The sequence below is a fragment of the Mycobacterium sp. genome (assembly GCF_965277065.1).
Lineage (GTDB): Bacteria > Actinomycetota > Actinomycetes > Mycobacteriales > Mycobacteriaceae > Mycobacterium.
In genome coordinates this window covers 275152-300146 of sequence record NZ_CBDIBT010000016.1, presented here as the reverse complement: position 1 = coordinate 300146, position 24995 = coordinate 275152, and the positions used below count along the sequence as shown (strand labels likewise).

Annotated in this window: 22 protein-coding genes, 3 tRNA genes and 1 pseudogene; 8 read left to right on the top strand and 18 right to left on the bottom strand. The window is 66.8% G+C overall.

The genetic code is table 11. The features are described from left to right. The first annotated feature begins 39 nt into the window (after window positions 1–39). Complete coding sequence (locus tag ACQY5A_RS07265; protein WP_428339698.1) at window positions 40–1287, top strand: HNH endonuclease signature motif containing protein; 1248 nt, start codon at window positions 40–42, stop codon at window positions 1285–1287. 686 nt (window positions 1288–1973) lie between these two features. Here ACQY5A_RS07265 and ACQY5A_RS07260 read toward each other — a convergent pair. The 11 genes from ACQY5A_RS07260 to ACQY5A_RS07210 form a co-directional block, all read right to left on the bottom strand. Further along, complete coding sequence (locus tag ACQY5A_RS07260; RefSeq protein WP_428339697.1) at window positions 1974–5246, bottom strand: arabinosyltransferase domain-containing protein; 3273 nt, start codon at window positions 5244–5246, stop codon at window positions 1974–1976. After that, window positions 5246–7132: a galactan 5-O-arabinofuranosyltransferase gene (locus tag ACQY5A_RS07255; RefSeq protein ID WP_428339696.1), complete on the bottom strand. Its 1887-nt coding sequence runs from the start codon at window positions 7130–7132 to the stop codon at window positions 5246–5248. Before ACQY5A_RS07255 ends, ACQY5A_RS07260 begins: the two co-directional genes overlap by 1 nt. After that, window positions 7133–7915 carry a decaprenylphospho-beta-D-erythro-pentofuranosid-2-ulose 2-reductase gene (locus tag ACQY5A_RS07250; protein WP_428339695.1) on the bottom strand — a complete coding sequence of 261 codons (783 nt, stop codon included), beginning with the start codon at window positions 7913–7915 and terminating at the stop codon, window positions 7133–7135. Continuing rightward, window positions 7916–9310, bottom strand: a complete 1395-nt coding sequence (locus tag ACQY5A_RS07245) for an FAD-binding protein (RefSeq protein WP_428339694.1) — start codon at window positions 9308–9310, stop codon at window positions 7916–7918. A gap of 32 nt (window positions 9311–9342) precedes the next feature. Beyond that, window positions 9343–9753 (bottom strand): GtrA family protein, encoded by a 411-nt coding sequence (locus ACQY5A_RS07240; protein ID WP_428339693.1) that lies wholly within the window; start codon window positions 9751–9753, stop codon window positions 9343–9345. Between the two features lie 77 nt (window positions 9754–9830). Beyond that, window positions 9831–10031, bottom strand: coding sequence for a CsbD family protein (locus ACQY5A_RS07235; RefSeq protein WP_428339692.1), 201 nt, complete (start codon window positions 10029–10031; stop codon window positions 9831–9833). A gap of 63 nt (window positions 10032–10094) precedes the next feature. Next, window positions 10095–10925 (bottom strand): galactan export ABC transporter permease subunit Wzm/RfbD, encoded by an 831-nt coding sequence (wzm, locus tag ACQY5A_RS07230; protein ID WP_428339691.1) that lies wholly within the window; start codon window positions 10923–10925, stop codon window positions 10095–10097. A gap of 11 nt (window positions 10926–10936) precedes the next feature. Next, window positions 10937–11845 (bottom strand): galactofuranosyltransferase GlfT1, encoded by a 909-nt coding sequence (gene glfT1 / locus ACQY5A_RS07225; RefSeq protein WP_428339690.1) that lies wholly within the window; start codon window positions 11843–11845, stop codon window positions 10937–10939. Beyond that, window positions 11842–12645, bottom strand: coding sequence for a galactan export ABC transporter ATP-binding subunit Wzt/RfbE (wzt, locus tag ACQY5A_RS07220; protein WP_428339689.1), 804 nt, complete (start codon window positions 12643–12645; stop codon window positions 11842–11844). Before wzt ends, glfT1 begins: the two co-directional genes overlap by 4 nt. A gap of 7 nt (window positions 12646–12652) precedes the next feature. Further along, window positions 12653–13135: a bacterial proteasome activator family protein gene (locus ACQY5A_RS07215; RefSeq protein WP_428339935.1), complete on the bottom strand. Its 483-nt coding sequence runs from the start codon at window positions 13133–13135 to the stop codon at window positions 12653–12655. A 47-nt stretch (window positions 13136–13182) separates the two neighbouring features. Beyond that, window positions 13183–15183, bottom strand: coding sequence for a DUF6541 family protein (locus ACQY5A_RS07210; RefSeq protein WP_428339688.1), 2001 nt, complete (start codon window positions 15181–15183; stop codon window positions 13183–13185). Between the two features lie 108 nt (window positions 15184–15291). Here ACQY5A_RS07210 and ACQY5A_RS07205 point away from each other — a divergent pair, with 108 nt between their 5' ends. After that, window positions 15292–16488, top strand: a complete 1197-nt coding sequence (locus ACQY5A_RS07205; RefSeq protein WP_428339687.1) for a cysteine desulfurase-like protein — start codon at window positions 15292–15294, stop codon at window positions 16486–16488. Here the strand turns inward: ACQY5A_RS07205 and ACQY5A_RS07200 are convergent. Continuing rightward, complete coding sequence (locus ACQY5A_RS07200; RefSeq protein WP_428339686.1) at window positions 16485–17462, bottom strand: NAD(P)H-quinone oxidoreductase; 978 nt, start codon at window positions 17460–17462, stop codon at window positions 16485–16487. The two genes, ACQY5A_RS07205 and ACQY5A_RS07200, sit on opposite strands and share 4 nt — an antisense overlap. 67 nt (window positions 17463–17529) lie before the next feature. Here ACQY5A_RS07200 and ACQY5A_RS07195 point away from each other — a divergent pair, with 67 nt between their 5' ends. Together ACQY5A_RS07195 and ACQY5A_RS07190 are read left to right on the top strand one after the other, a co-directional pair. After that, complete coding sequence (locus ACQY5A_RS07195; RefSeq protein ID WP_428339685.1) at window positions 17530–18018, top strand: MarR family winged helix-turn-helix transcriptional regulator; 489 nt, start codon at window positions 17530–17532, stop codon at window positions 18016–18018. Between the two features lie 86 nt (window positions 18019–18104). Next, a tRNA-Ser gene (locus ACQY5A_RS07190) sits at window positions 18105–18191 on the top strand. A gap of 3 nt (window positions 18192–18194) precedes the next feature. On the opposite strand, the gene ACQY5A_RS07185 is transcribed toward ACQY5A_RS07190, so the two are convergent. Next, the gene (locus tag ACQY5A_RS07185; RefSeq protein WP_428339684.1) at window positions 18195–18578 is read right to left on the bottom strand and encodes a hypothetical protein; all 384 of its coding nucleotides are present in this window, start codon (window positions 18576–18578) and stop codon (window positions 18195–18197) included. A gap of 20 nt (window positions 18579–18598) precedes the next feature. Further along, complete coding sequence (lipE, locus tag ACQY5A_RS07180; RefSeq protein ID WP_428339683.1) at window positions 18599–19840, bottom strand: lipase LipE; 1242 nt, start codon at window positions 19838–19840, stop codon at window positions 18599–18601. A 113-nt stretch (window positions 19841–19953) separates the two neighbouring features. Here lipE and ACQY5A_RS07175 point away from each other — a divergent pair, with 113 nt between their 5' ends. Beyond that, window positions 19954–21315 carry an HNH endonuclease signature motif containing protein gene (locus tag ACQY5A_RS07175; protein ID WP_428339682.1) on the top strand — a complete coding sequence of 454 codons (1362 nt, stop codon included), beginning with the start codon at window positions 19954–19956 and terminating at the stop codon, window positions 21313–21315. Window positions 21316–21326: 11 nt separating this feature from the next. Here ACQY5A_RS07175 and ACQY5A_RS07170 read toward each other — a convergent pair whose 3' ends face one another. Both ACQY5A_RS07170 and ACQY5A_RS07165 read right to left on the bottom strand, forming a co-directional pair. Next, window positions 21327–21515 (bottom strand): hypothetical protein, encoded by a 189-nt coding sequence (locus ACQY5A_RS07170; RefSeq protein ID WP_428339681.1) that lies wholly within the window; start codon window positions 21513–21515, stop codon window positions 21327–21329. Window positions 21516–21552: 37 nt separating this feature from the next. Further along, window positions 21553–22377, bottom strand: coding sequence for a crotonase/enoyl-CoA hydratase family protein (locus ACQY5A_RS07165; RefSeq protein ID WP_428339680.1), 825 nt, complete (start codon window positions 22375–22377; stop codon window positions 21553–21555). A gap of 23 nt (window positions 22378–22400) precedes the next feature. Here ACQY5A_RS07165 and ACQY5A_RS07160 point away from each other — a divergent pair, with 23 nt between their 5' ends. Further along, window positions 22401–22994 (top strand): TIGR03086 family metal-binding protein, encoded by a 594-nt coding sequence (locus tag ACQY5A_RS07160; RefSeq protein WP_428339679.1) that lies wholly within the window; start codon window positions 22401–22403, stop codon window positions 22992–22994. Window positions 22995–23004: 10 nt separating this feature from the next. Here the strand turns inward: ACQY5A_RS07160 and ACQY5A_RS07155 are convergent. Both ACQY5A_RS07155 and ACQY5A_RS07150 read right to left on the bottom strand, forming a co-directional pair. Continuing rightward, window positions 23005–23495: pseudogene (locus ACQY5A_RS07155) on the bottom strand (GXWXG domain-containing protein). Between the two features lie 67 nt (window positions 23496–23562). After that, a complete protein-coding gene (locus ACQY5A_RS07150) occupies window positions 23563–24636 on the bottom strand; it encodes a pyridoxal phosphate-dependent aminotransferase (RefSeq protein ID WP_428339678.1) in 1074 nt (357 codons plus the stop codon). 113 nt (window positions 24637–24749) lie between these two features. On the opposite strand from ACQY5A_RS07150, the gene ACQY5A_RS07145 reads away from it, so the two are divergent. Then, window positions 24750–24841 (top strand) — tRNA-Ser (locus ACQY5A_RS07145). A 78-nt stretch (window positions 24842–24919) separates the two neighbouring features. Beyond that, window positions 24920–24995, top strand: a tRNA-Arg gene (locus tag ACQY5A_RS07140).

Here is a 24995-nt window from a genome sequence, read left to right as displayed (position 1 = left end):
AAGCCGAAACTTGTCGGACTGGGTTGCGATGATGGCGTTATGTCGTTGACCGCGTCTCCTCCGGTGGCGGTGAGCCCTGCGCAGCGTGTGGAGGTGTTGTTCGAGGAGTTGGCGGAGTTGGCGGGCCAGCGCAATGCCGTTGACGGGCGCATCGTGGAGATCGTCGCCGAGCTGGATCGCGACGAGCTCTGCGGGGCTACCGGCGCGCGGTCGGTGGCGGCGTTGGTGGCCTGGAAGCTGGGCTGGTCCTCGGGAAACGCCCACGCGATCACAACTGTCGCGCGCCGGCTGCCGGAGTTCCCACGCTGCGCCCAAGGCATGCGGGAGGGCCGACTGTCGCTGGATCAGGTCGGGGTCATCGCGGCGCGGGCCGGTGCGGGGTCTGATGAGCACTATGCGCAGCTGGCGGCCTGCGCCACGGTCAATCAGCTGCGCACCGCTATCAAGCTAGAACCGCGCCCCGAACCCGAACCTCGGCCAGAGCCCGAGCGCTCGATCACCTCGACCAGCACCGAGCGGGGCAGCTGCTATCGGATCACCCTCGGCCACCATGACGCCGCGAAGTTCGACGCCGCCTTGGCGTCTCATCGTGATGCGCTGATCGCCGAGTGGAAGCACGATCACGGCAATGGCGCGGACGCCCCCGATCAGCGGCCCCCGTTGCCTGGCGCCGCCGAGGCGTTTATGCGCCTGATCGAGGCTGGCTGGGACGCCGAGGCCACGCGGCGCCCACACGGGCAGCACACCACCGTGGTGGTGCACCTCGACGTTGAGCAGCGCGCTGCGGCACTGCATCTGGGTCCGCTGCTGCCCGAGGCCGAACGCCGCTACCTGACCTGTGATGCCACGTGTGAAGTCTGGTTCGAACGACACGGCCAGGTCATCGGGGCCGGCCGGACGACCCGGCTGATCAACCGGCGGCTGCGCCGCGCACTGGAGTATCGCGACCGCATGTGCGCGGTTCCTGGCTGTGATGCCACCCGTGGTCTGCACGCCCATCACCTCAGGCACTGGGAAGACGGCGGCCCCACCGAGTTGGCCAACCTGGTGCTGCTATGCCCTTATCATCACCGGTTGCACCATCGCGGGGTCATCACCATCACCGGACCCGCAGACGCGCTCATCGTCACCGACAGCAGCGGTAAGCCGCTCAGCACGGGATCGCTGGCACGCCCACCAACCCAACCCCCACCCAAGGTGGCGCCCTGCCCGGGACCTACCGGCGAACGCGCCCACTGGTGGTGGTATGACCCCTTCCAACCACAACCACCACCACAGAACAACTAGGTTGGCCGGCGGCGGCCGGTCGCTGCCAACATTATGTTGAAGCTCAAACAGACTGGGCCATAACGCAATTCGTTCGCACCACTGGCTACGTCACATTGCGAAAACCGCCGCGAGCCCGCTGCCACAGAGCAGGGCGCTGATACTACGTGCGGTCACCGAGATATCGCGGTGACAGCGTCATATCCTGGCAGCTCCTGCATACATGGCGTCATGTCCGCCGCGCCGCCTATCACGGTCAACTTCGCAGCGACCCGCCGCAGACTTGTCCGGCTCGCCGAGTATGTGGAAGACAACCTGCTTGATCACGACACCTTCGTCTGTGATTCGTGCAGAGCGTGCTGCAGGTCTCGCAGGCCGGGCGACGCGTTTTGGGCCGGCACAATGGGGCACGTCGGTCATCGCTACGACCTGCAAATCGGTGACAAGCCCTTACGAATCGTCGTGGTCGGGCAAGAGGCGAAGGACCGCCGATACAAAGCTGATGCCGAACACCAAGCCCGGAACCAGCACATGCGAGGGACAACCTCGGCACTACGCGTCATCTTCGAAACAGGCGAATTGCGATGGGGACCCAATCTGGATGCGCCGTACCTTAAAATCCTCCGACGAAGGCTGACCGAAGCCCTTCGACGTTCCTAGCCGACACGCGACCCCTCATTTTGGTGGCTCGTGGGTCCACGCCGGAATTAACCCCGCCGCAGCGGCGCCGGGCTCCACAAGCCGCTGCGGGTCGCCGAACCGAGGTCGAGTTCAGCGGGTTCGGCGTTCGGGTAGTACGGCGTCAACTGCTGTAACGCGCCCCAGTCGCGAGACCAGTCGTCCTTCAGATATGTCGGCACCGTGCTTGGGCGCGCTAGCAATTCCGTCACGCCCAGCGGTCCGCCGCCGTTCTTGTCCATCACCGGCGAGTTGGCTTCGGCGCCGAAGCGGTCGGGCAGGATCCGCCACTTAGGCACTTCCTCGACGCCGTTCTGGTGGCCGAACGGCCGCTGGCACGGGAAGGCCAGGCCGACCAGCCAGTCCAACAGCACCGGGTCCGACGATCCGACCACATCCTGCAGCGTGCGCAAATGCGGGATCCGCGGTGGGGTGACGGCGATCCAGTGCTGCGGCGCGAGGTCGTCGTCGCTGACCACCACCCGAACTTGGGTGGCGTCGTGCGGCAGCGCGGACAGCGGCGCCCGCAGGTTGCGCCAGGCCGGTGCCGCCCCGACGTCGTCGAGTCCGGTCGAGCCGCCGGGCTTGTTCGCCGCGGCCTGCTGGTCGGTGGCCCACTGCATCTCGACTTCGCCATAGTTGAACCGGCCCGCCGCCGACACCACTACTAGCGGCGCGGACTCGCTGCGCTGGCTCTGGTCGGGCAGCCGGTACCAGGCCGACCGCAGCCGGGCCGGCATCTGAACGCCTGATCGCCAGCTGCCCAGCACCGGGGTGTGCGCCGGATCGAGGCCGTAGGGCAGCCGCGCGCGTGAGCCGTTGATGCCGGGCGCGGCGGTCGTGCCGCCTTCGGTGCCGGCCTCGCCGTTGGTGACGTTGCTGTCGTCGCTGACGAAGCTCCGATCGCCGGGGCGTTCCATCACCGGGTCGGCGGACACTGTGGAGGGGATGCCGTTGGGGTCGAAGCCCTCAGCGAAACCGTCTGCCAGCGCGTCCTTCTCGTCCGCGGAGACGGGCTTGAGCATGCCGGCATTGGGATCCTGCTCGACGAGGACGTCGGTGGCCAGTCCGCACGTCCGACCGGTCTTGAGACCGGTCGCAGCCTGGAGGTTGGAGCGGCCCACCGACCACGCCGGGTACTGGTCGGTCATGCCCAGCGTCAGCGACAGCACCTGGAAGAAGACCAGCGCCCACGCGGCAATCGCCAAGGGGGACCGAATGATTCGACCGAACCGCGAGTCGCGGGGCGGATCGGCATCACTGCCACTCTTGACGAAGTGGAACCAGGCCGCCAGCAGCGCGAGCAACAAGGTCAGCGCCAGGAAGCCGGTGGTGAATCCGAAGTGCCACTGCGGGAACGCATTTGACCATGGCACACCGAAATTTGAGACGTACCACCAGCCGTTGACGCTAGCAAAGGACAGCGCCACGATGAACATCACCACCACGGCGAACAGCGTCCGATTCCGGCGCGAGCGCATCGCCGTGGCGGTCACTGAGACCGCGGCCAACGCTCCCAGCGAGCCGGCCAGCCCGGCGAACACGCCGAAGTGGTGCGTCCACTTGGTGGGCGTGAACATCATCGCGATGAACGAAATGACAGTGATCCCGATAATTCGACGGCTCGGGCCGGCCGCGGTGCCCGGAATTCGGCCCTTGCGCAACGTCATTGCCACCGAAACGCCGAGCGCGACCATCAACACCAGCAGCGCGAAACGTCGGGCCACCGACCCGTCGGGGCTGGCCATGAACAACCGCTCGTAGCGGATGTGCTCGTCGAACCAGCTCAGGCTCGGCCCGAGGGCACGCTTGAGCGAGGTGGCCTGCAGCTCCCCGGCCAGAGTCTGGTCGCGGAAGATCAGGATCGTACTGACGCTCACCGCAGCGACGATCGGCGCCAGCAGCGCCAGCACCCCGAATTGCCGCGAGCGGCGCGCAATGATGGTGCGCAGCGGGCCGATTGCCACCAGCAGTGCGCCGATCGAGGCGATGCCCGTCGGGCCGGAGAACAGTGTCAGAGCCCCGACGATGCAGGCCATCGCCACCGGCAACAGCCGACTGGTGGCCACCGCGCGCTCGACCGAACACCAGGTCAGCAGGATGCCGACGGCGATGATCGGCTCCGGCCGCAGGCCGTTGTCCAGTGGCAGCCACACCGCCAGGAAAACGCCGCCGGCGCTCCATGCCGCCGCCGGGCTGATCTTGACGGCATGACCCAGCCGCGGGATGACCTCCCGGCTGATCACCCACCAGCAGGCCAGCGCCATCAGCAGGGTGGGCAGCCGCATCCAGATGCTGGCGGTGGTGACGTGCGCCCACAGCGCCAACAGGTCGTAGTACCAGCCGAACGGCGCCTCCGGCGTGCCGAGCCAGCGGTAGTAGTTGGCCATGTATCCGGCGTGCTCGGACACCCGGGCCATGGTCAGGATGTAGCCGTCGTCGGCGGTGTTGGCGCCGACGAAGTGCCACCACACCAGCACCAGCGTGACCAGGCCGTCCAGCCCACTCATCGACCACCAGCGGGGTGGCAGGAAGCGGCGGTGCCGGGTGCCGTCGGAGGTGTCCAGGATGTGCAGCGCGATTAGCGCGACGAGGGTCAGCGCCACCCCGAGCACCATCGCGGCCATCTTCAACGGCGTCGGTGAGCTGCTGTAGCGGGTGTCGACGGTGGCGGAGAACGTCAGGCCCGGCGGGGACCCCCCGCTCAGGTCGGTGAAGACGCCGACGATCTGCGGCCGGAAGTCGTACCCGCTGCGCTCGCCACGCAGCGCCGCACCGGGATGCTCGGCGTTGGATCCCTGTGTGAGACCGACGAATTCGCCGACCACGCGGTCGGCGTGCGCGGTGAAGACCAGCTTCTGGCAGGTCTCGCTGAGCACCTGACTCAGCGGCGCGACCACCAGCGGAACGTTGCGCACCACCAGCACCAGGTCGTCGTTGGTGCGTTCGATGAGCAGGCCGCGGTCCACGGCCTTGGGTGCCTGCTTGGGGACGGTCGACAGCAGCACGGTCTTGCCGGTGCCGGACAGATCGGCGGCGGCCTGGCAGGGAATGCTGATGGTGAGGTCGGTGGCGACGTAGCCGATCAGCGGGGCTTCGACGCTGCCGAGCACGCCGTTCTGCGGCCAGTTCAGTTGGGCGGTGGTCTGTTTGACCGGAAGCAGCGGTGTCGCGACGGCCAGCAGGGTGCCGAGCACACCGGCGACGATGGCAACGAGACGGGCGGCCCGGTAACTCCTGACTGCCTGGCTGCCCACGGAGCTAGATGCTAATTGCTCCCCTTCGGTCGTCTCGGTAGCCATCAGGGTTTGCGGACGGCCAGCACGAAGGGGCCGATCTTGGTGACGGTGAAACGGGGGTCGGCAAAGATCGCGGCGTTGAGTTCCACGGTGTAGCGGCGCACGTTGGGCTGGTTGGGATAGACGTCCTCGGCCAGCCGGAGGGTGTAGCTGCTTGACTCGCCGGCCGACCCGCCGTGCCGCATCAGGAACACCGTCGGCGGCGCCCACGGCAGCGTGTCCAGGGCGTGGATGAACGGGTCGGCGGTTTTGAGCTTGGCCCAGTCCTTGATCGCGGCGGCGCGCTTGTCGAACTGGGCCAGCGGGTTGGCGTAATGCGACGTCAGGCCCTGGAAGCCGTAGTAGGGGTAGTAGGACAGGAAGCTGTAGTCGGCGGTCAGCACGACCGTGTCGTCGCGCTGTTTGCCGGTCGCCGTGGTGATCGCGGCGTCGATCTCGCGGTAGAACTTCTCCGAGCTGGGCGGACGCCGGTCGCCGCGCTGGCCGTGCCCGTCGGTGTCGGTGTAGGCGATGGTCAGGTCGGGCCGCAGCACGTCGGGGATGTCCTGGCTGAACGCGATCGCGGCGGCCAGCCCGAGCGAACCTGCCACCGGAAGCACGGCCCGGCCCCAGGCACGCTCGCGGCCGCGGGCCTGGATGACGAGGGTTGCTTCGACGAAGCCGAACACGCCCGCCGCGGTCAGCAACACCGTCAGCGTCGGCTGCAGCCGGAAGGACAGCAGGGTGGTGCGGGCCAGCGTGGCGAGCATCGACAGCAGCGACCACAGGTAGACCGCGAGCACGCCGACGGCCAGGCCGCCCGCCCGCACCGACGAGCGCGCCCGCACGACCAGCCACAGCGTGCCGAGCAGGCACAGCGCCCCCAGCAGGGTGAACTTCAGCATCGGGAAGGTCAGCTCGGCGCCGTCGGTCGGCAGGTAGTGAAAGGCGCTACCGGTGTTGCTCACCGGGTCGTGGGCGGCGCGCACCAGGAACGGCAGCCAGGTCGTCGCCGCGATGGCCGTCGCGATCGCCGCGATGACGACCAGTCGCACGAGCGGATCCGCCGCGGCTTTGAGCCCGTCGCGCCGGCGAGAGGCGGTCAGCACCAACGCCATCAGCGCCATGGTGAAGGCGCTGTAGGCGGTCAGCAGGGTGTAGCAGGTCGCGGCCACCCCGAGGAACACCCCGGCGCCGATCACCGCGGCCCAACCGCCGCCGCGGGTCGCATTACGCAGACCCGACCAGGTCAGGACCAGCACCGGCGGCAGCAGCACGGTGATCATCGCCGAGTACGGCTCCGGCGAGCTGTAAGCCAGCATCACCGCGGCGGTCGCGGTCGTGACGAGCAGCGCGTACTCGAAGCGGATCATCCGCGACCACAACACCAACGCCATGACGATAGCGATCGTGATCGAGGTGATCGCCCAGGGCTTGAACGTCTCCCAGCCCGGCGTCCCGGTCAGCGCGGCGACGCGGCCGCCGACCCAGAACCAGCCCGGCGGGTAGAACGCCGGCAGGCCGGTGTAGGTCATGTCGTGCAGGGCCGCGCTGTCGGTGAGCCGGGTCAGGTATTCGGTGCGGAACTGCTGGTCGACGGATATGCCGAACAGGTAGAGCTTGGTGGCCCCCAGCGGCATGCCGAGCGTCACCACCGAGAACGCGGAGACGAAGACCAGCGCCACCAACTGCGCCACCGTCCGTCGGCCGCGCCGGGAAACCGAACCGGCACAGAGTAATCCGAGGATGCAGCCGACCTGGCCGACCGTGGTCAGCGCGTGTAGTTGATTCGACGACGGGTAGGCCGGCCACTGCACCCGGGCGATGGCGGTCAGCGACACCACCGAGACCGCTGCTGCGATCGCGACCGCGATCGCCAGGTGGCCGACGGTGGCCAGCGCGTTGCGCATCTAGATGGGCAGCTTACGGAAGATCGGCCGCGGGATGTGTCGCAGCACCATCATCAGGTAGCGGAAAGTGCCTGGCGCCCAGACGAGTTCCTTGCCCTTGGCGGCCGATGTGACGGCCAGTTCGGCGACGGCTTCCTTATCGACGGTGAAGGGTGCTTCCTTGGCTCCGGTGGCTTTCCAGTGCTCGATCGTCGTCGTGGTGCGCACCTGTCCGGGCCTAATCACCAGCACGCGAACTCCGCTGGGCCGCAGGGCTTCGCCAAGCCCGAGGTAGAAGCCGTCCAGGCCGGCCTTGGTGGAGCCGTAGACGAAGTTGGACCGCCGGACCCGCTCGCCGGCCGCCGAGCTCATCGCGATGATCTGTCCGAAGCCCTGCGCGCGTAGCTTCTCGCCCAGCAGCACGCCGACCGAAACCGCTGCGGTGTAGTTGATCTGGGCGATCTGCACCGCCTTACGCTGGTCCTGCCACAACTCCTCGGCGTTGCCGAGCAGGCCGAACGCGACGATCGCAACGTCGATATCGCCGCCCGCGAAAGCGGCGTCGATCACCGCTGGGTGGCCGAAGGTGTCGATGCCGTCGAAGTCGATCCACTCGACCGACTTGGCGCCGGCCGCCTTCAGCTGCGCGATGGCCTTGTCCTTGCCCGGATGGTCGGGCAGGTCGGCCAACACGATTCGTGCGTGGGCGTTGCGCAGATAGCGCTCGCAGATCGCCAGCCCGATCTCGGACGTGCCGCCCAGCAGCAGGATGGCCTGAGGGTTTCCTACGGCGTCAAGCACCATTTAGAGCAGCTCCAAACGTCGGGCCATGTCCGAGACGAAGACCCCGGTCGGATCGACCTTGCGGCGCACCGCGATCCATTCGTCGATGCGCGGATACATGGCGTGGAAGTTGTCGGCACTGACCCGCGAGTCCTTGGCCGTGTAGACCCGGCCGCCGAATTCCATCACCCGGCTGTCGAGTTCGTTGAGGAATTCGTTGACGCCGGGCTTGTTGGGGAAGTCCATCGCGACGTTCCAGCCGGCCATCGGGAAGCTCAGCGGGGCCCGGTTGCCGGGTCCGAAGAGCTTGAAGACGTTCAGCGCGGAGTAGTGGCCGCGCGTCTGGATCCAGCGGATGATGGCCTTGAACTCCTCCAGCGCGTCCGGCGGCACCAGGAACTGATGTTGCGCGAAACCCGTTGGGCCATAAGCATTGTTCCAGCCGCTGACCAGATCGAGCATGTGGTAGAACTGCGACAAATTCTGGATTTTCCCGGTGTAGTTTCCGCCCAGCCGGTAGTACACCTCGCCGATCGCCATGAACGACAGCTTGTTCATCGCACTGATCGGGAATATGTTCGGCACCGAAAGAAGTTGCGGCGCATCAAATTTCAGCGGGTTCCTCGCCAGTTTCGCCGGTAACTGATCCAGCCTGGCCAGGCTGCCCCGGCTGATCGAGGCCCGGCCGAGCTTCGGGGGCGGGCTGATCAGGTCGAACCACGCGCTGGAGTAGGTGTAGGAGTCCTCGCTGCCGTCGAGGTGGACGGCGACGGTCTCGTCGAGGTCCCGGGTGGCCACGCCGTCGGCGATGAAGTACGCCGTCTCGGTCGGCGTCATCGCGATGACGGCCTGCAGCACGATGCCGGTCAGCCCGTTGCCGCCGACGGTGGCCCAGAACAGCTCGGCGTCCTCACCGTCCGGGGTCAGGTGGCGGATCTGGCCGTCGGCCGTCAGCAGATCCATCGACACCACGTGGTTGCCGAAGCTGCCGGCGCTGTGGTGGTTCTTGCCGTGGATGTCGCACGCGATCGCGCCGCCGACGGTGACCTGCCGGGTGCCCGGGAGCACCGGCACCCACAGCCCGAACGGCAGCGCCGCCCTCATCAACTGGTCGAGGCTGACGCCGGCGTCCACCTCGGCCAGGCGGGTGTCGGAGTCGATCGAGTGGATCTTGTTCATCGGCGTCATGTCGATCACCAAGCCGCCGCCGTTCTGGGCGTTGTCACCGTAGGAACGGCCCAGCCCGCGGGCGATCACGCCTCTGCTGTTCGGCTGCCCGCCCGCGCTAGCTACCTGACCGACCGCCTTGGCGATCAGGTCGGCGTCCGGGGTCGACAACACCTCCGCCACCGACGGCGCGGTGCGGCCAAAGCCCATCAGCGGGGTTTTCGTGGTCGGAATGTCGCTGCTCAACATCGTCAGAAAGGGTACCTGTCCCTACGCCCTGGTCATCGCAGCCGGAAAATCACCGATCGCTGCACGACGAAGTTGATCACCGTCGCGGTGCCCTGTGCGATCACGAACGCGGCCGGCACCCGCCATGGCTCGTGGGCGAACTGCAGGTAGAAGACGTAGTTGATGCCGACCTGCACGCAGTAGGTGAGCGCGTAGAGCGCGCAGACGGCGATGAATCGGGCCCGGCTGGGCGGAGCCTGAAAGGTCCAGCGGCGGTTGATCAGGTAGGCGGTGGTGGTGCCGGCGACGAAGCTCAGCGATTTGGCGACGTTGACCTGCAGGCCGGTCCGCAACAGCAGCACGTAGAGGCCGAAGTCGACGACCGCCGACAGTCCGCCGGTGACGATGAATCGCCACGCCTGCGTTTTCAGCGGCAAGGGGGTGCTCGCTGCGATCTCAGCCATCGGCGGGAAGTCTACGGGGGGTCAGCACGGGAACGTCACGCCCGACGCGCCGTCGTGGGTGTCGCCTCGCGGACGGATCAGATTCGACGGCCGCCCCGCCCCCACCTGCCACCGAACGTCTCTTTGACTCGTTCCCCGACGTCCTTGACGTCAGATGTCACCCGATCACGCACCCCGCGATTTTCCAGCCTGCGGTTTCGCGTTGCGCGGCCAATCGTCTCCTTCGCTCTGCCGCCGACCTTCTGCAGCTTGTTTCTGACCCTGTTCGTTGCACTCATGGCAAGCCTCCTTTGATCTCGCAATCAGATACCCGCGGCGAGATCACGGCAACCGGCCCGGCGCTAGACCCAGTAGGCCACGCGCGCGCGGTACTGACGCATCGCGAACGCCGCCACCAGCCAGCCCACGATCGTCAGCCCGATCACCACGGCCCAGTGCCGCAACTCCTGGTGAGCACCCAGCAGCGGCGCGCGTACCAGGTCCAGGTAGTGCAGCAGCGGGTTGAGCTCGACGATCTTCGACCACTGCCCGGCGCCCTGCTGCCGCAACGTGTCGTCGTTCCAGATGATCGGCGTCATGAAGAACAGCAACTGGACGACGGAGAACAGCAGCGGGCCGATGTCGCGGAAACGCGTCGACAGGATGCCAAAACAAAGGGACACCCAGACGCAGTTGAGCACGATCAGCCCCAGCGCCGGGATCACCGCCAGGTCGGCCCACGACCACGGCTTCGGGTAGATCATCGCGATGACGACGTAGATGACGATGTTGTGCCCGAACAGGATAATCTGCCGCCACACCAGCCGGTAGACGTGCACGCTGAGCGGCGTCGGCAGCTGCTTGATCAGTCCCTCGTTGGCGACGAACACATCCGCGCCTTCCAGGATGGACGCGTTGATCAGGTTCCAGATGATCAAGCCGAGCGTGACGTAGGGCAGGTGCACCGAGAGCTGCAAATGGAACAGCTTGGAGTACAGGCCGCCCATCGCGACGGCGGTGGTTCCGGTGGCGATGGTGATCCAGAACGGGCCCAGCACCGAGCGGCGGTAACGCTGCTTGATGTCCTGCCAACCGAGGTGCAACCACAGCTCGCGGCGGCGGTACCCGTCGACCAGGTCGCCCCAGGCCCGGGCCATCGTCTTGGATTCCGCGGCAATGTCGACGGTCGTCACCTGCGCCACTCCTAGGGCCTCTCGAACTGTTCCCGGCGGCCCAGCCGGCGCAGCCGCAGCCACTCCAGCAGACCTTTGGGGTCGCGACGGGAAATCAGGAAGAACCAGCCGAACCGCAACCACTCCTGAAGGAGCAGTTTGCGCAGACCCGGCTGCGCCATCAGGTAGCCACGGTTGCGGTAGGTGAAGTACCGCTTGGCGGCGTCGTCGGGGTACTGCGTGTGCATCCGCCCACCGAGGATCGGCTTGAACTCGGCCGATCCGCAGGGGTGCAGGTAGGCCGCGTCCAGACAGGTCCCGAACGGCAACCCCGACCGGACCAGCCGCCGGTGCATCTCCACTTCGTCGCCGCGGACGAACAGCCTCAGGTCGGGCACGCCGATCGCGTCGAACGCTGACGCGCGGAACAGTGCGCCGTTGAACAGCGACGCGATCCCGGGCAGCAGATCCTGGCCGGCCTCGGTGCGCAGTTCACTGACCAGTCGGCGCCAGACCAGGCCGCGGCGCAACGGGAATGCCAGCTTCTCCGGGTCGTCGGCGTTGCACACCATCGGCGACACCTCGGCCAGCCGGTGCTTGTCGGCGCAGGCCAGCAGCGTGGCCAGCACCTGACTGTCCTGCGGGTGTCCGTCGTCGTCGGCCAGCCATACCCACTGCGCGCCGAGCGCCAGCGCGTGCAGGATGCCGAGGGCGAAACCGCCTGCGCCGCCGAGGTTTCGGCGTGACGGCAGGTAGGTCGTCGGGACGGGTTGATCGGCGACCAGGTCGCGAACCACGCCGTCGCCGTCATCAGAAAAATCGTTGTCGACCACGATCAACTGATCAGGTAACCGACTCTGGGTGCTCAGCACACCGAGTGATTTGGCGAGTTGGTCGGGCCGCCGGTGGGTGACCACGACGGCGCACACTAGCTCGCTCACGCGCGGTTCGTTTCGCGGTCGGTTTCGGCGAGCACCTCACGCACATGCCGGGCGGCGTCGTCGCCTTCATAGGCCCGCACGACGTCTTCGATGCCGCCGGTCTGCTTGATGACGCCGTGTTCGATCCACATCGCGGTCTTGCACAGCCGGGCCAGAAATTCGTTGGAATGGCTTGCGAAGACCAGGATTCCGGAACGTTCGACCAACTTCTGCAACCGCGTCTGCGCCTTCTTGAGGAAGTCGGCGTCGACGGCGCCGATCCCCTCGTCGAGCAGCAGGATCTCCGGGTCGATGCTGGTGACCACGCCCATCGCCAACCGCACCCGCATACCGGTCGAGTAGGTCCGCAGCGGCATCGACAAGTAGTCACCCAGTTCGGTGAAATCGGCGATCTCGTCCACCTTGGCCAGCATCTGCTTGCGGGTCTGCCCGAGGAAGAGTCCGCGGATGAGGATGTTCTCGTACCCGGAGATCTCGGGGTCCATGCCGACGCCGAGGTCGAACACCGGCGCCACCCGGCCGCGGATGATCGCCGAGCCGCGGGTCGGCTCGTAGATGCCCGAAAGTAGCCGCAGCAGAGTCGATTTCCCGGCCCCGTTGTGGCCGACGAGCCCGACCCGGTCGCCAAGCTCCAGCGACAGGGTGATGTCCCGCAGTGCCTCGATGACCACCACGTTCGATGCGTTGCGACCGATCGAGCCGCCCAGGAACGTCTTTTTCAGCGACCGCGACTTGGCGTCGAAGATCGGAAACTCCACCCACGCGTCGTGGGTCTCGATGTGTGGACCAGTTGGCGTCACCGGTCGCCTACAGGTATTGCCCAGTGCCGGAACCCGATTGGCCGAAAGCCGAGCCACCGTTGCCGGCCGACCTGCCGACGCCCGGCGGCAGGCCACGCTGCTCGCGCATCTGCTCGATCTGCGCGCGGGCGGCCATCTGCTGTGCGAACAGCGCGGTCTGAATTCCGTGGAACAGTCCCTCCAGCCAACCGACCAGCTGAGCCTGGGCGATGCGGAGTTCGCCGTCCGACGGGACCGTGCCCTCGGTGAACGGCAGCGTGAGTCGGTCGAGTTCGTCGCGCAGTTCCGGCGCCAGCCCGTCTTCGAGTTCGCGGATGCTGGTGGCGTGGATCTCGCGCAGCCGGCTGCGGCTGGCCTCGTCCAGCGGAGCGGCGCGCACCTCTTCGAGGAGTTGCTTGATCATCGTGCCGATCCGCATCACCTTGGCCGGCTGTTCGACCAGATCGGTGATCGACCGATCCTCGTCGTCGGCGTCGTGCGCGGCCGCCATCAGTTGGGGATCAACGCCGCCGATGACCTCGATGTCGTCGTCGTTACTCAATGCTTGTCACCTCGGGGAGTTGTCGGGCCGCGCCATTCGTAGATCCAGGCTTCGCCGTTGTCGTAGATCTTCGTCCACCACTTCGATCGGTCTATCGAGACTAGTCCGTCGGGCACCTTGAACCCGCGGACCGTAGGCGCGCTGGTCAGGATGTAGCGGATGTTGAGCGCCCGGATTGCTTCCGGCACCAACGCCCGCTTCTCCTCGGGAACCCCTGGTAGCGCGTCGGCGTCGGCGTACGCCCAGAAGATGAAGCGGTAGTAGCCCGGTCCGATCTGTTGCGGGTAGTCGTAGTGGGTCCACAGCGGGTGCAGGTCGGCGACGGCGTACATCCACGCGGTGCCATCCACGTTGGAGTCGCCGATCAGGGTGGTCCGCGCGCCCGGCAGCGTGGCCAGGTGGGCGAACGCGTCGAGGTCTTTCTGGTTGACGATCACCGAGTCGTACTTGTCGCCGAACAACACCAGATGCCGGTACAGGTAATGCCGTGCGGTGACCGTCGTCGTCAACACCAGCAGTGCCACGATCGCCGAAACCCACACCGCTTCAGGCACTTTGAATCGAAGAAGCAGGAACCGTTTGGCCACCGCCACGACGCCGACCACCAAGGCAAACACCGCGACCGCCGCCATCGGCGTCACCAGCATCGTCGTCACCGCTGAAAGCCGGCGCGGATCGTTGTAGAAGAACTGGCTGAACTGCTGGATGGCGCTGCCGAGCGGATTGTGAAACGGAGCCCCGGAGTAGATCGTCGCCACGACGAGCACCAGCCAGATCACCGGCGGCCACCAGATCTTCTTGTACAGCAGGATCGCCAAGCCGATGCCGCTCAGCGCCACCAGACCGTACTGAATAGGGAAGTCGTTGAGGTGACGGGTGTGCAGCAGCAACGCGTCGATCACACCCTGCTTGACGGTCTTGAAGCTGGGGAACGCGTGCCCGGCGATGATGTCGGCCTGCTTGGCCACCCCGATGAACTGCGGCGCCAGAATCAGCACCGCCGGCACCGCCGCCGCCGCCAGCGTCAGCACGTCGGCGAGCCGTCCCCGCACCGGATGCCACCACGCGTCCATCAGCCACCAGGCCGCCACGAACAGGATCACCACGAACCCACCGGTGAGATGCACTGAGAAGATGCCGACCAGGGCGAGCACCGCCGCCGGGATGCGGTCGCGATGCTTGCACGTCGAGGCGACCAGGACGAACGTCGGGATCGCCACCCCGTAGGCCGCTAGGTTCGGCATCGCCGCGGTGCCGAACTCGACGTAGGGCACCGACGTGAACGACGCCGACAGCGCCGCGGCGGTCGCGGCCACCCCCGCGGCATGCTCGGTGCGGGGCCGGAGCAGGTGCCAGGTCAGCGTCGCGGCGCTGGACGGGAACAGCCAGACCGAGGCCGCCAACGAGTTGACCGTGTAGCCGGTCGTCGGCGCCGCTCCGGTGAGCTGGCAGTAGACGGCGGTCAGCGCGTGAAACACCGACGGGTAGTACAGCGGCCGATGGGTTTCGACGTTGCGGAGCTCGCCCATGTGGGTCGACGACGCCTGGCCGGTGTCGAGCATGAAGCGAACCGTGTTGGCATGCCAGACCGCGTCCCAGGTGCTGGGGATGGACTGCCAATGCACGACGCCGCGATAGGCCGCCCACATGATCAGCAACCCACCGAGCAGCACCCCTGCCGCAACGGTCAGCGCCTGCCGGCGGTCGATCGCTGCGGTCTCAGCGCCGACTGTCCTGGCGTCACGGTGGCGGGCCAGCAACGGCTGCAGGCAGATCATCACGATGCGCACCGCGGCGAGCGCGGCGAGCGCCGTCCAACCGTTCCAAGGGATTCCGATGGCGCCGAACGGGATTATCGCCAGGGCGACCACGCCGTAGGTCAACGCCGGACCGACTGCGACCGCGATCGGCCAGCTGAGCTGGGTGATCCGCCCGATGATCGCCCCCGGCACGATCAGCAAAAACAATGCGATCAGCATTCCGAAGCAGAGCCCCACGCGACTAGTATGGCTGCCCGGGTGTCCTGGCCCGGGACGGTGTGGACGTATCCGGGTGCCCGCTACCGTCACGGTTCGTCTTATTGTGCATGGCTCTAAGGTGGCTGTATGGCCTACGACGTCGCCCGAGTGCGCGGGCTGCACCCGTCGCTAGGGGACGGTTGGGTACACGTCGATGCCCCGTCCGGGATGCTCATCCCCGACTCGGTGGCAACGACCGTTTCGACGGCGTTCCGGGGATCATTCCCCAGCACCAAAGGCCCGCATCCCTCGGCCAAACGGAGTGCCGCCGTGCTGGAGGCGGCGCGACAGGCGGCGGCCGATCTGGTGAACGCCGACCCCCGTGGTGTGGTGCTGGGCTCCGACCGGGCGGTGCTGCTGGCCTCGCTGGCTGATGCGTCGTCGACGCGCGCCGGCCTGGGCTACGAGATGATCGTCACCCGCCTCGACGACGAAGCGAACATCGCGCCCTGGCTGCGCGCCGCCAACCGGTTCGGCGCCAAGGTGAAGTGGGCGGAGGTCGACATCGAAACCGGCGACCTGCCGTCCTGGCAATGGGAAGGCCTGATCGGGCAGGCGACGCGACTGGTTGCGGTGAGTTCGGCGTCGGGCACTCTCGGCACCGTCACCGACCTACGGCCGGTGACGAAGTTGGTGCACGACGTCGGCGGGTTCGTCGTCGTCGACCACTCCGCCGCCGCTCCCTACCGGCTGATCGACATCCACGACATCGAGGCCGACGTGGTGGCGATCAACGCCGTCGGGTGGGGCGGTCCACCGGTCGGTGCTCTGGTGTTCCGCGACCCGGCGATGATCAACACCTTCACCTCGGTGTCGGCCAACCCGTACGCCACCGGGCCGGCCCGCCTCGAGGTCGGCGTGCACCAGTACGGCCTGCTCGGCGGCTTCGTCGCCAGCATCGAGTACCTGGCTTCGCTCGACGAGTCGGCGCGCGGCACTCGGCGCGAAAGACTCTCCACCTCACTGCAATCCGCGACAACCTACCTGGACAGCATCTTCGACTACCTGATGAGCTCGCTGCGGTCACTGCCGTTGGTGGTGGTGATCGCACGGCCCGAGTCCCGGATACCCGTGGTCAGCTTCGCCGTGCATGAAGTGCCGGCCGAGCGGGTGGTCCAGCGGCTGGCGGACAACGGGATCCTGGCGATCTCCAACGCCAGCTCGCGGGTGCTCGATGTGATCGGCGTCAACGACGTCGGCGGCGCGGTCACCGTCGGTCTCGCGCACTACTCGACGATGGCCGAGGTCGATCAGTTGGTACGCGCCCTTGCTTCGCTGGGCTAGACAGTCAATATGACCTTTCCGGTCACCTCGCCTGAGGACAGCATGCGGTGGGCCTCGGCGGCGTCCTGAATCGGCAGGCGCGCGCCGATGATTTCTCGCACCCTGCCGTCGGCAATCATCGGCCAGACCGATTCCGTCACCGCAGCGACGACCTCGGCCTTGCTGCTCGGACCATTGGTCGGCCGGCCGCGCAGCGTGGTGCCGATGACATGCGCCCGTTTGCTCAGCAGCTTGGCGATGTTGAGCTCTCCTTTGATGCCGCCCTGCATGCCGATGATGATCAGCCGTCCATCGGGGGCCAGCGCGTCGATGTTCCGGTCGAGGTAGGACGCACCCATGATGTCGAAGACGACGTCGGCGCCCGCGCCGTCGGTCGCCTCGTGCACCCGCGCCACGAAATCCTCGTCGCGGTAGTTGATCAAGATCTCAGCGCCGAGGTCCCGACAGAAGTCCAACTTGCCCTTCGAGCCCGCGGTGACGGCGACCCGAGCACCCAGCGCGCGGGCGATTTGGATCGCGTGGGTGCCGATGCCGCTGGCGCCGCCGTGCATCAACAGCAGCTGGCCCTCGCGCAGATGCGCCGTCATCGCCAGGTTCGACCAGACCGTGCACGCCACCTCCGGTATACCGGCGGAGTCGATCAGGTCGAGGCCGGCGGGATGGGGCAGCAGCTGGCCGACCGGAACCGCAGCGTATTCGGCGTAGCCGCCTCCGGCCAGCAAGGCGCAGACTTCTTGCCCGGGCGACCAGTCCGCGACATCGTCACCGACCGCCTCGATCACCCCGGAGACCTCCATGCCCAGCAGTTCGCTGGCGCCCGGCGGCGGCGGATACAGTCCGGCGGCCTGCAACAAGTCGGCGCGGTTGACCCCGGCGGCGCTGACCTTGACCAGCGCCTCACCGTGTCCGGCGACGACGTCGGGAACTTGCTGCCACAGGAGTCGATCGGCGGATTCAGCGACGATGGCGTACATCCCCGTCACGCTACTAGCCGCGGATTTCCGTCTGTTCCAAAGGCGATGTGAGGCATAGCATGACGTGATGGCCGCCCTCATTGCCGGCCGGACAGCCAGCGACATGCCCGGGCTCGATATCGCAGAGCAGAAATCGTGGCAGAACTTCCTGGATTCCACCCTGCGGTTGTATGCGACGCTCAATCGTCGTCTCACCGAGGCGCACCAACTGTCACTGTTCGACGTGAGAGTTCTCGACGTGCTGGAGCGCGCGCCGAGCGGACGCGCCCGGATGGGGGACCTCGCCGATGCGCTGGCGTCGCTGCCGAGTCGGCTCACCCGCCAGGTTCGTCGCCTCGAGGCACAGGGGCTGGTGCGCCGCGAGGCCAGCCAGGACGACCGGCGCGGGGTCATCGCCGCGATCACCGACGACGGCCGGGCGATATCGCGACAGGCCGTCGCGACATACGCCGATGCCATCCGCGCCCACTTCCTCGGTCCGCTGTCGCGCTCGCAGGTGGTCGCGGTCGGGGAGAACTGCCGTCGGATCAGCGCCGCGCTGAAAGGCTCAGGCTGACCCGCCCGGCGCCCCGCTCGGTGACGATGCGGGCCGGCACGGCCCGAAGAGGAGGCGGGCGCTTCACCACCGCTACCCTTTTCCTCGGTGGCGTGGCAGAGCGGCCTAATGCACTCGCCTTGAAAGCGAGAGACGGCTAAAACCGTCCGGGGGTTCAAATCCCTCCGCCACCGCCGTCAACTCTGATGGAGCACCGAGTTGGCCAGTGACAAGCCGGCTCCGGTCGAGGCGATGATGATCAGCAGGGACCCCGCCGGCCAGTACCACATCGTCAACGTGCGAATCGCGGCGACGATGATCCCCACCGCGCCGACCAGGATCGCCAGCCCGATCCCGCCCCAGGTCACCAGATACGCGGCTCCGAGCGCGTCGTAGTTACAGTGTCGCGACCCGCAGGAATCGGTGGCCATCACGAAGAAGAACGAGAACGACACCGAGCCCAGCGTGAGTGCCCCCGCCACCACCGACAGGATCACGGTGAGGGCGATGTCGACGCCCGAATGCCGCCGCGGCGGAACGGCGGGCGGATAACCCGGGTAGTACGGATACTGCGGCTGCACCGCTCAACTATGACGCAGGATCACCAAACGCGCGGTATCTCAGCGGCGATCCGATCCATCAGCGCGGTGTAGCGCTTGACCTCCGGGTCTCGGCCGGGCTTGCCGCTGCTCACCACGCCGGCGGCCAATGCGCGCTCCGGGTCGTTCCAGATCGCGCAGTTGACCAGGCCCAGGTGGCCGAACGCCGCCGGTGCGCCGCGGCCGAACGGGCCGAATCTCTTTGTGCCGAGCTGGAACCCGGTGCCCCAGCGGGCGGGTAGCAGGCCCGTCGCGACGTCCGGCCGCAGCCGACGGGCCTGCTTGGCCGCGTCGCGTAGTGTTTTCGGGCTCATCACCCGGACGCCGTCGAGTTCGCCTCCGCGAAGCCATATTTCGGCAAATCGGGACATCTCGTCGGCGTTCGAGATCGTGTTGGACGACGGGACGACGGTCTTGAGAAACAGTGGGGTGTTGGTGATCGGGATCGTCTGGTAGAGCGTGCCGCCGATCGCCTTGCGGAACGCCGCCGCGATAGGGGCCGGTAATTGTGCACCGGTTGGGTGACTCTGCGCGACCAGCGGGATATCCTCTTCTGCCACACCGAAATTGGTCCAGCGGAAGTCCAGCGGGTCGAGGATCTCGGTGGCCAGGATGTCGCGGATGTCCTTGCCGGTGGCGGCATAGACGATCTCGCGCATCAGCGGCCCCCAGGTCAGCGCGTGGTAGATGTGCACCCGGCCCGGCCGGTAGATCGGCCGCAGGTTGCCGAGTTGCTCTTGGGCGTATTCGTGGTCGTCCGCGCGATTGAGGTCAGGCCGTGGTCCGGTCGGGAATGGGACACCGGCACTGTGGGTGATCACGTGCCGGATGGTGGTGCGGTCCTTGCCGTGGCTGGTATAGGTCGGGATGTACTCGGAGACACGATCGTCGAGCGAGAAGTGACCGCGTTCGACGAGCATGTGGACGACGGTCGCGGTGATCGCTTTGGCCGACGAGTAGACGCAGAACGGTGTGTCGGTCTTGACCGGGATCTTCTCGGCGCCCGGCTCGTCGGTGGGGGCGTTGCCCCAGCCGTGCCCGATCGCGCGGTTCAGCACGACCCTGCCGTTGTGTCGCAGGCATACCTGGATCGCCGGATGCATGCCGGCTTGATACCAGTGGCGGGCGGCTTCCCAGATCCGCTCGACGGCCTGCGGGTCGATGCCGGAGTGGTCCTCGTCGCCGATGGCGGTGACCGAGTCGAGGTCGGCCGGGACGTGAATTCTGCCCTGCAAGTCGTCCATGCCGTGAGGGTACGTGGGGCCTCGGTCGCCGAATTATCCACAGTTGGACGGTTATCCACAGGTGGGGGTTTGGCGACGTGATTTAGTCGCCCCCGGCTCGTTATTATTCGAACATGCGTGCTAGTAGTCGTGAGGAGATCGTCGAGGTTCTCGATGCGCTTTCGGCTGCGCACAAACGGGCGTGTGACCTCACGTTCGACGTGTTGACGACGCCCGAGCGGCTCGGTGTGCTGGAAAGCCTTGAGCAGATGCGGCGCGGGCAGCCGGCCATCGAACACGCGCTGCTCAACCAGCTCGCCGGGCAGGCCGACCCGACCGAGGTGGGTGGCAAGTTGGCGCCGGCGTTGGCGAACCGGTTGCGGATCAGCCGCGCCGAGGCCTCCCGGCGTATCCACGAAGCCGCCGATTTGGGCCAGCGGCGGGCGTTGAATGGCGAACCACTGCCGCCGGTGTTGGAGGCCACTGCCGCCGCGCAACGCAACGGCGAGCTCGGTGCCGGTCATGTCGCGGTGATCCGCAGCTTCTTCCATCGCCTGCCCGATTTCGTTGACCTCGAGACCCGGAGCAAGGCTGAGGCGCAGCTGGCCCGCCTGAGCCGCGAGCATCGCCCCGACGAATTGGCCAAACTCGCCGAGAAACTGACCGATTGCCTCAACCCCGACGGCGACTTCACCGACATCGACCGCGCCAAACGCCGCGGCCTGACCATCGGCACCCAAGACACCAACGGCATGTCCCCGATCAGCGGCTGGCTCAACCCCCAAGCCCGCGCCACCCTCGACGCCGTCTTCGCCAAACTCGCCGCCCCCGGCATGTGCAACCCCGACGATCACGAACCCTGCATCAGCGGGACACCATCCCAGGCCGCCATCCAGGGCGACACCCGCACCGCGAGCCAGCGCAACCACGACGCCCTGCTCGCCGTGACCCGCGCGCTGCTGGCCTCCGGTGGGCTCGGCCAACACAACGGCCTACCCGCCTCCCTCATCGTCACCACCACCCTGCAGGAGTTGGAGGCCGGCGCCGGGCGTGGGCTGACCGGCGGCGGCACCCTGCTGCCGATGTCCGATGTCATCCGGCTCGGCTCGCACGCCCATCACTATCTGGCGATCTTCGACCACGGCAAAGCTTTGGCGCTGTATCACACCAAACGCCTGGCCTCACCAGCCCAGCGAATAGTCCTCTACGCCAAAGACCGTGGCTGCACCTTCCCCGGCTGCACCATCCCGGCCTACCTGTGCGAGGTCCACCACTGCGACCCCTACCGGACCAACCCGGTCACCGACATCAACCAACTCACCCTCACCTGCCACCCCAACCACGACCTCACCGAACAAGGCTGGACCACCCGCAAAAACAGCCGCGGCGACACCGAATGGATCCCCCCACCCCACCTCGACCGAGGACAGCCGCGGGTCAACACGTTCCACCACCCCGAAAAACTGCTACAGGACGACGATGACGAAGTGCCCTAAGGCGATACGTATCAGGACCGATCACCCTCGGTGTCGTCGAAGAACTTCCAGTCGCCGTCGGTTTCGACTTCCATCCGCCAGCCCAGTTCGGAGTTGTCGGCCTTGGAGTCGACGAACCAGGCGTGCGCGTCTTCGGCACTGGAGATGTCCTTGGTGTCGACAACGTCGCCGTGCGGGTCGAGTACTCGATAAGTAGCCATTTCGGTCGGTTACCCGATGTGGGCGTGCCGAACCGCGTTATTCGCCGGTGAACTTCGCCGGACGCTTGGCGAAGGTTGCCGTGATCCCCTCGGACAGATCCTTCGACGGCAGGAACGCCGCATTCCACGCCGCCACATAACGCAGGCTGGCCGACACCTGCGAAATCCGTTGCTGGTCAAGCACATCCTTGACACCGCGAACCGTCAGCGGCGGATTGTCGGCGATCTCGGCGGCAGTCGCGTGCGCTTCCTGCAGGGTGAGGGCCGGGTCGGCGAACACGTCGTTGACCAGCCCGATCTTCTCGGCGCGTGCGGCGTCGATGTTCTTGCCGGTCAGCGCGAGCTCGCGCAGGTGTCCATCGGACAGGATCAGCGGCAGCCGGGCCAGGCTGCCCATGTCGGCGACCATCGCGAGCTTGACCTCGCGCACCGAGAACTTGGCGTCCGCGCTGGCATACCTGACGTCGACCGCAGAGATCAGGTCCAGGCCGCCGCCGATGCACCAACCGTGCACCGACGCGATCGTCGGCGTGCGGCAGTCGGCGACCGCGTTGATCGCCTCCTGCATGCGCAGCACCTCGAGGTGGAAGTCGGCGCGGGGTCGGGCCGACTCGCCGCCCGCCAGCACCGGGGCAAGCGTCGCGCCCATCGCGGGGACGTCCAGGCCGTAGCTGAAATTGTTTCCCGAGCCGGTCAGGACAATGGCCCGCACCTCGTAGTCGGCGCCGAGCTTCGCGAATACTTCCGGTAGCTCCGACCAGAACGCCGGCCCGAGCGCGTTGCCCCTGCCCGGCCCGATCAGAGTCACCTGCGCGACATGATCCTTATGTTCAACGGTGACTGACTCGTATGGCTCACCCATGACGAAACCGTACCGTTGACGTCATGCCCTCCGACTTACGCCCTGGCCCCGACTCACCTCCCGCTGACGAACTGCGCGCAGCCGAAGCGGCACTGGGAGTTCTGCAGCACATCGTGCATCCGATTTCACGCGACGACCTGTCACGTCCGACAACCAGTGGCGACTTCGACGTGGCCCAATTGACCGATCACATGGTCGAGACGATCGCGTCGATCGGCGCGGCACTGGACGCCAACCTACCGACGCGGGACGCCGACGACTCCGTCGAGCGTCAGATCATCGTCGTCGGCCGGCCCACCCTGGACGCGTTCCACAGCCGTCACGGTTTGGACGGCGCCGTCACCTGGCGCGGCACTGAGACGCCGGTGCGGATCTTGGCGAGCGTCCTGGCATTCGGTTTGCTGGTCCACGGATGGGATTACGCCGCGGCTATCGGGCACCCGGCAAACGTGCCTGACTCGTTGGCGAACTACGTCCTGGACCTGGCCCAGAAAATCATCACTCCCGAGCGCCGCGCGAACGGGGAATTCGGCGACCCGGTCGAGGTCGACGAGAACGCACCGGCCATCCACCGGCTGGTGGCATTCACCGGCCGCGATCCGGCGACGAAGCTCTAGCGGCGAAGGGCTAGACGCGCTCGAGGAAGAAGTAGAAGTAGCGGCCTACCCCGTCCTGGACGTCGATGACGCCCTTGCCGTTCATGATCCCCATCACCGCGCGGTCGTCGACCTGCTTGAAGTGGTCGTGGCACCGGTTAGACCGCCAGTAAGTCAGTAGACCATCGTGGCGGTCACCTCGCCGCGGAACTCCTTGAGCCACAGACTGGCTTCGCCTTTGCCCATCTTGACGTTCGAAAAGCGGTTGCCGTCGTCGTCGAGACAGACCAGCGGCTGGACGTCGACAGGCGAGTTGAAGGTCTTGCCGAACCAGCGAGACTTCTCCAGCTGACCGTTCATCCGGTGGCCTGTGACGAACTCGCCACCCTTCCACTCGCCGAGCATGCCGTCGATGGTGGCCGGCGGCAGGCTCGCCCAAAATTCGTCCAGCTCGGCGTCCTCGATCGCGGCCGTGCGTTCCTTGAACTCGGTGAACTTCTTGCGCGTCAGGTCGTCAGTCATTCCGATCTCCTCGTCCCAATGTCCGGTTCCTCATCGGGCCGCTACCCGCCCGCATCGTCACCGGTGGCTAGATCCAGTTCACAGCGAACTTGAGCAGCGCGTCGTTCTCTTCCAGCGCACCGATCGTGACCCGGACACCGTCGCTGCCGTACGGCCGGACCACGACGTGGGCGACCGCTGCCTGCTCCACGAAATCCAGTGTGCGCGGCCCGAGCGGCAGCCACACGAAATTCGTCTGAGACGACGGGAGCGTGAACCCGGCAGCACGCAGCGCGTCGCTGACCCGCGCTCGCTCGGCGACCACCGCATCGGTGCGGGCCAGCAGCTCGTCGGCGGCGTCCAGCGACGCGATCGCCGCGGCCTGGGAGATGCTCGTCGCGGTGAACGGCACGTAGGCTTTGTCCAGTGCGGTGATCAGGTCCGGATGCCCGACCGCATACCCCACCCGCAGGCCGGCCAGCCCGTACGCCTTCGAAAACGTCCGCAGCACAACGACATTGCCGTGGTCGCGCACCAAGGCCAAGCTTTCCGGCAGCAGGCCATCGCGGATGTATTCGACGTAGGCCTCGTCGATCGCAATGAGAATGTGCGACGGCACCGCCTCGACGAACCTGGCCAGCGCGTCGGGATCCACCACCGTCGAGGTCGGGTTGTTGGGATTGCAGACGAAGATCAGCCGGGTCTGCTCGGTGACCGCGGCCAGCATCGCGTTCAGATCGAAGGTGTGGTCGGTGAGCGGTACCTGGACGGCGGTGGCGCCGGCTAGGCGGACCTGCAGCGGGTAGATCTCGAAGCTGCGCCAGCCGAATAGCACCTCGTCGCCCGCCGTCGCCGTGATCTGGATGAGCTGCTGGCACAGGCTCACCGATCCGCAGCCGACGGCGATGTGCTCAGGTCCCCAGCCGCCGGCGTGGGCGACCCGGCCGGAGTTCAGGTGCTTGGCCAACGCCGATTTGAGGTCGACGCAGCCGTTGTCCGGGTAGCGGTTGACGGCATCGGCGGCGCGGTCAATGGCGGCGCGGACGGCAGGCAGCGGCCCGAAGACGGTCTCGTTGCTGGCCAGTTTGATCGCGCCCGGGACTGTCTTGCCGGGAACGTACGCAGGCAGCTCGGCCATCTCGGGGCGGAGGCGTGCGGTCATTTCGACAGCATATGTCTGGCCTGTGTACGCTGTGCTCCGCGGCGGTCCCGGGAGGGCCCGTCGCCCGGCCTGTGTCGTCACCTGAGCGGGTCCGGTACCCTCAGACGGTCCAAGGAGGCGTGCCAGAGCGGCCGAATGGGACTCACTGCTAATGAGTTGTCCCCCTCAAAGGGGACCGGAGGTTCAAATCCTCTCGCCTCCGCCACCACACGACGTGGCGATCGCAAGCCCGGCGAAGCCGGGCGTACCGCGTCGCCACACCATATGAAATAACTGAACGCAGGCGCCCGTAGCTCAACGGATAGAGCATCTGACTACGGATCAGAAGGTTGGGGGTTCGAATCCCTTCGGGCGCACCA

Excerpts from the sequence above, each read along its gene's own strand:
- ACQY5A_RS07265 (WP_428339698.1), top strand. The coding sequence starts at position 40 with ATGTCGTTGACCGCGTCTCCTCCGGTGGCGGTGAGCCCTGCGCAGCGT.
- ACQY5A_RS07260 (WP_428339697.1), bottom strand. The coding sequence starts at position 5,246 with ATGGCTACCGAGACGACCGAAGGGGAGCAATTAGCATCTAGCTCCGTG.
- ACQY5A_RS07255 (WP_428339696.1), bottom strand. The coding sequence starts at position 7,132 with ATGCGCAACGCGCTGGCCACCGTCGGCCACCTGGCGATCGCGGTCGCG.
- ACQY5A_RS07250 (WP_428339695.1), bottom strand. The coding sequence starts at position 7,915 with ATGGTGCTTGACGCCGTAGGAAACCCTCAGGCCATCCTGCTGCTGGGC.
- ACQY5A_RS07245 (WP_428339694.1), bottom strand. The coding sequence starts at position 9,310 with ATGTTGAGCAGCGACATTCCGACCACGAAAACCCCGCTGATGGGCTTT.
- ACQY5A_RS07240 (WP_428339693.1), bottom strand. The coding sequence starts at position 9,753 with ATGGCTGAGATCGCAGCGAGCACCCCCTTGCCGCTGAAAACGCAGGCG.
- ACQY5A_RS07235 (WP_428339692.1), bottom strand. The coding sequence starts at position 10,031 with ATGAGTGCAACGAACAGGGTCAGAAACAAGCTGCAGAAGGTCGGCGGC.
- ACQY5A_RS07215 (WP_428339935.1), bottom strand. The coding sequence starts at position 13,135 with ATGGCGGCCGCGCACGACGCCGACGACGAGGATCGGTCGATCACCGAT.
- ACQY5A_RS07205 (WP_428339687.1), top strand. The coding sequence starts at position 15,292 with ATGGCCTACGACGTCGCCCGAGTGCGCGGGCTGCACCCGTCGCTAGGG.
- ACQY5A_RS07200 (WP_428339686.1), bottom strand. The coding sequence starts at position 17,462 with ATGTACGCCATCGTCGCTGAATCCGCCGATCGACTCCTGTGGCAGCAA.
- ACQY5A_RS07195 (WP_428339685.1), top strand. The coding sequence starts at position 17,530 with ATGGCCGCCCTCATTGCCGGCCGGACAGCCAGCGACATGCCCGGGCTC.
- lipE (WP_428339683.1), bottom strand. The coding sequence starts at position 19,840 with ATGGACGACTTGCAGGGCAGAATTCACGTCCCGGCCGACCTCGACTCG.
- ACQY5A_RS07175 (WP_428339682.1), top strand. The coding sequence starts at position 19,954 with ATGCGTGCTAGTAGTCGTGAGGAGATCGTCGAGGTTCTCGATGCGCTT.
- ACQY5A_RS07170 (WP_428339681.1), bottom strand. The coding sequence starts at position 21,515 with ATGGCTACTTATCGAGTACTCGACCCGCACGGCGACGTTGTCGACACC.
- ACQY5A_RS07165 (WP_428339680.1), bottom strand. The coding sequence starts at position 22,377 with ATGGGTGAGCCATACGAGTCAGTCACCGTTGAACATAAGGATCATGTC.
- ACQY5A_RS07160 (WP_428339679.1), top strand. The coding sequence starts at position 22,401 with ATGCCCTCCGACTTACGCCCTGGCCCCGACTCACCTCCCGCTGACGAA.
- ACQY5A_RS07150 (WP_428339678.1), bottom strand. The coding sequence starts at position 24,636 with ATGACCGCACGCCTCCGCCCCGAGATGGCCGAGCTGCCTGCGTACGTT.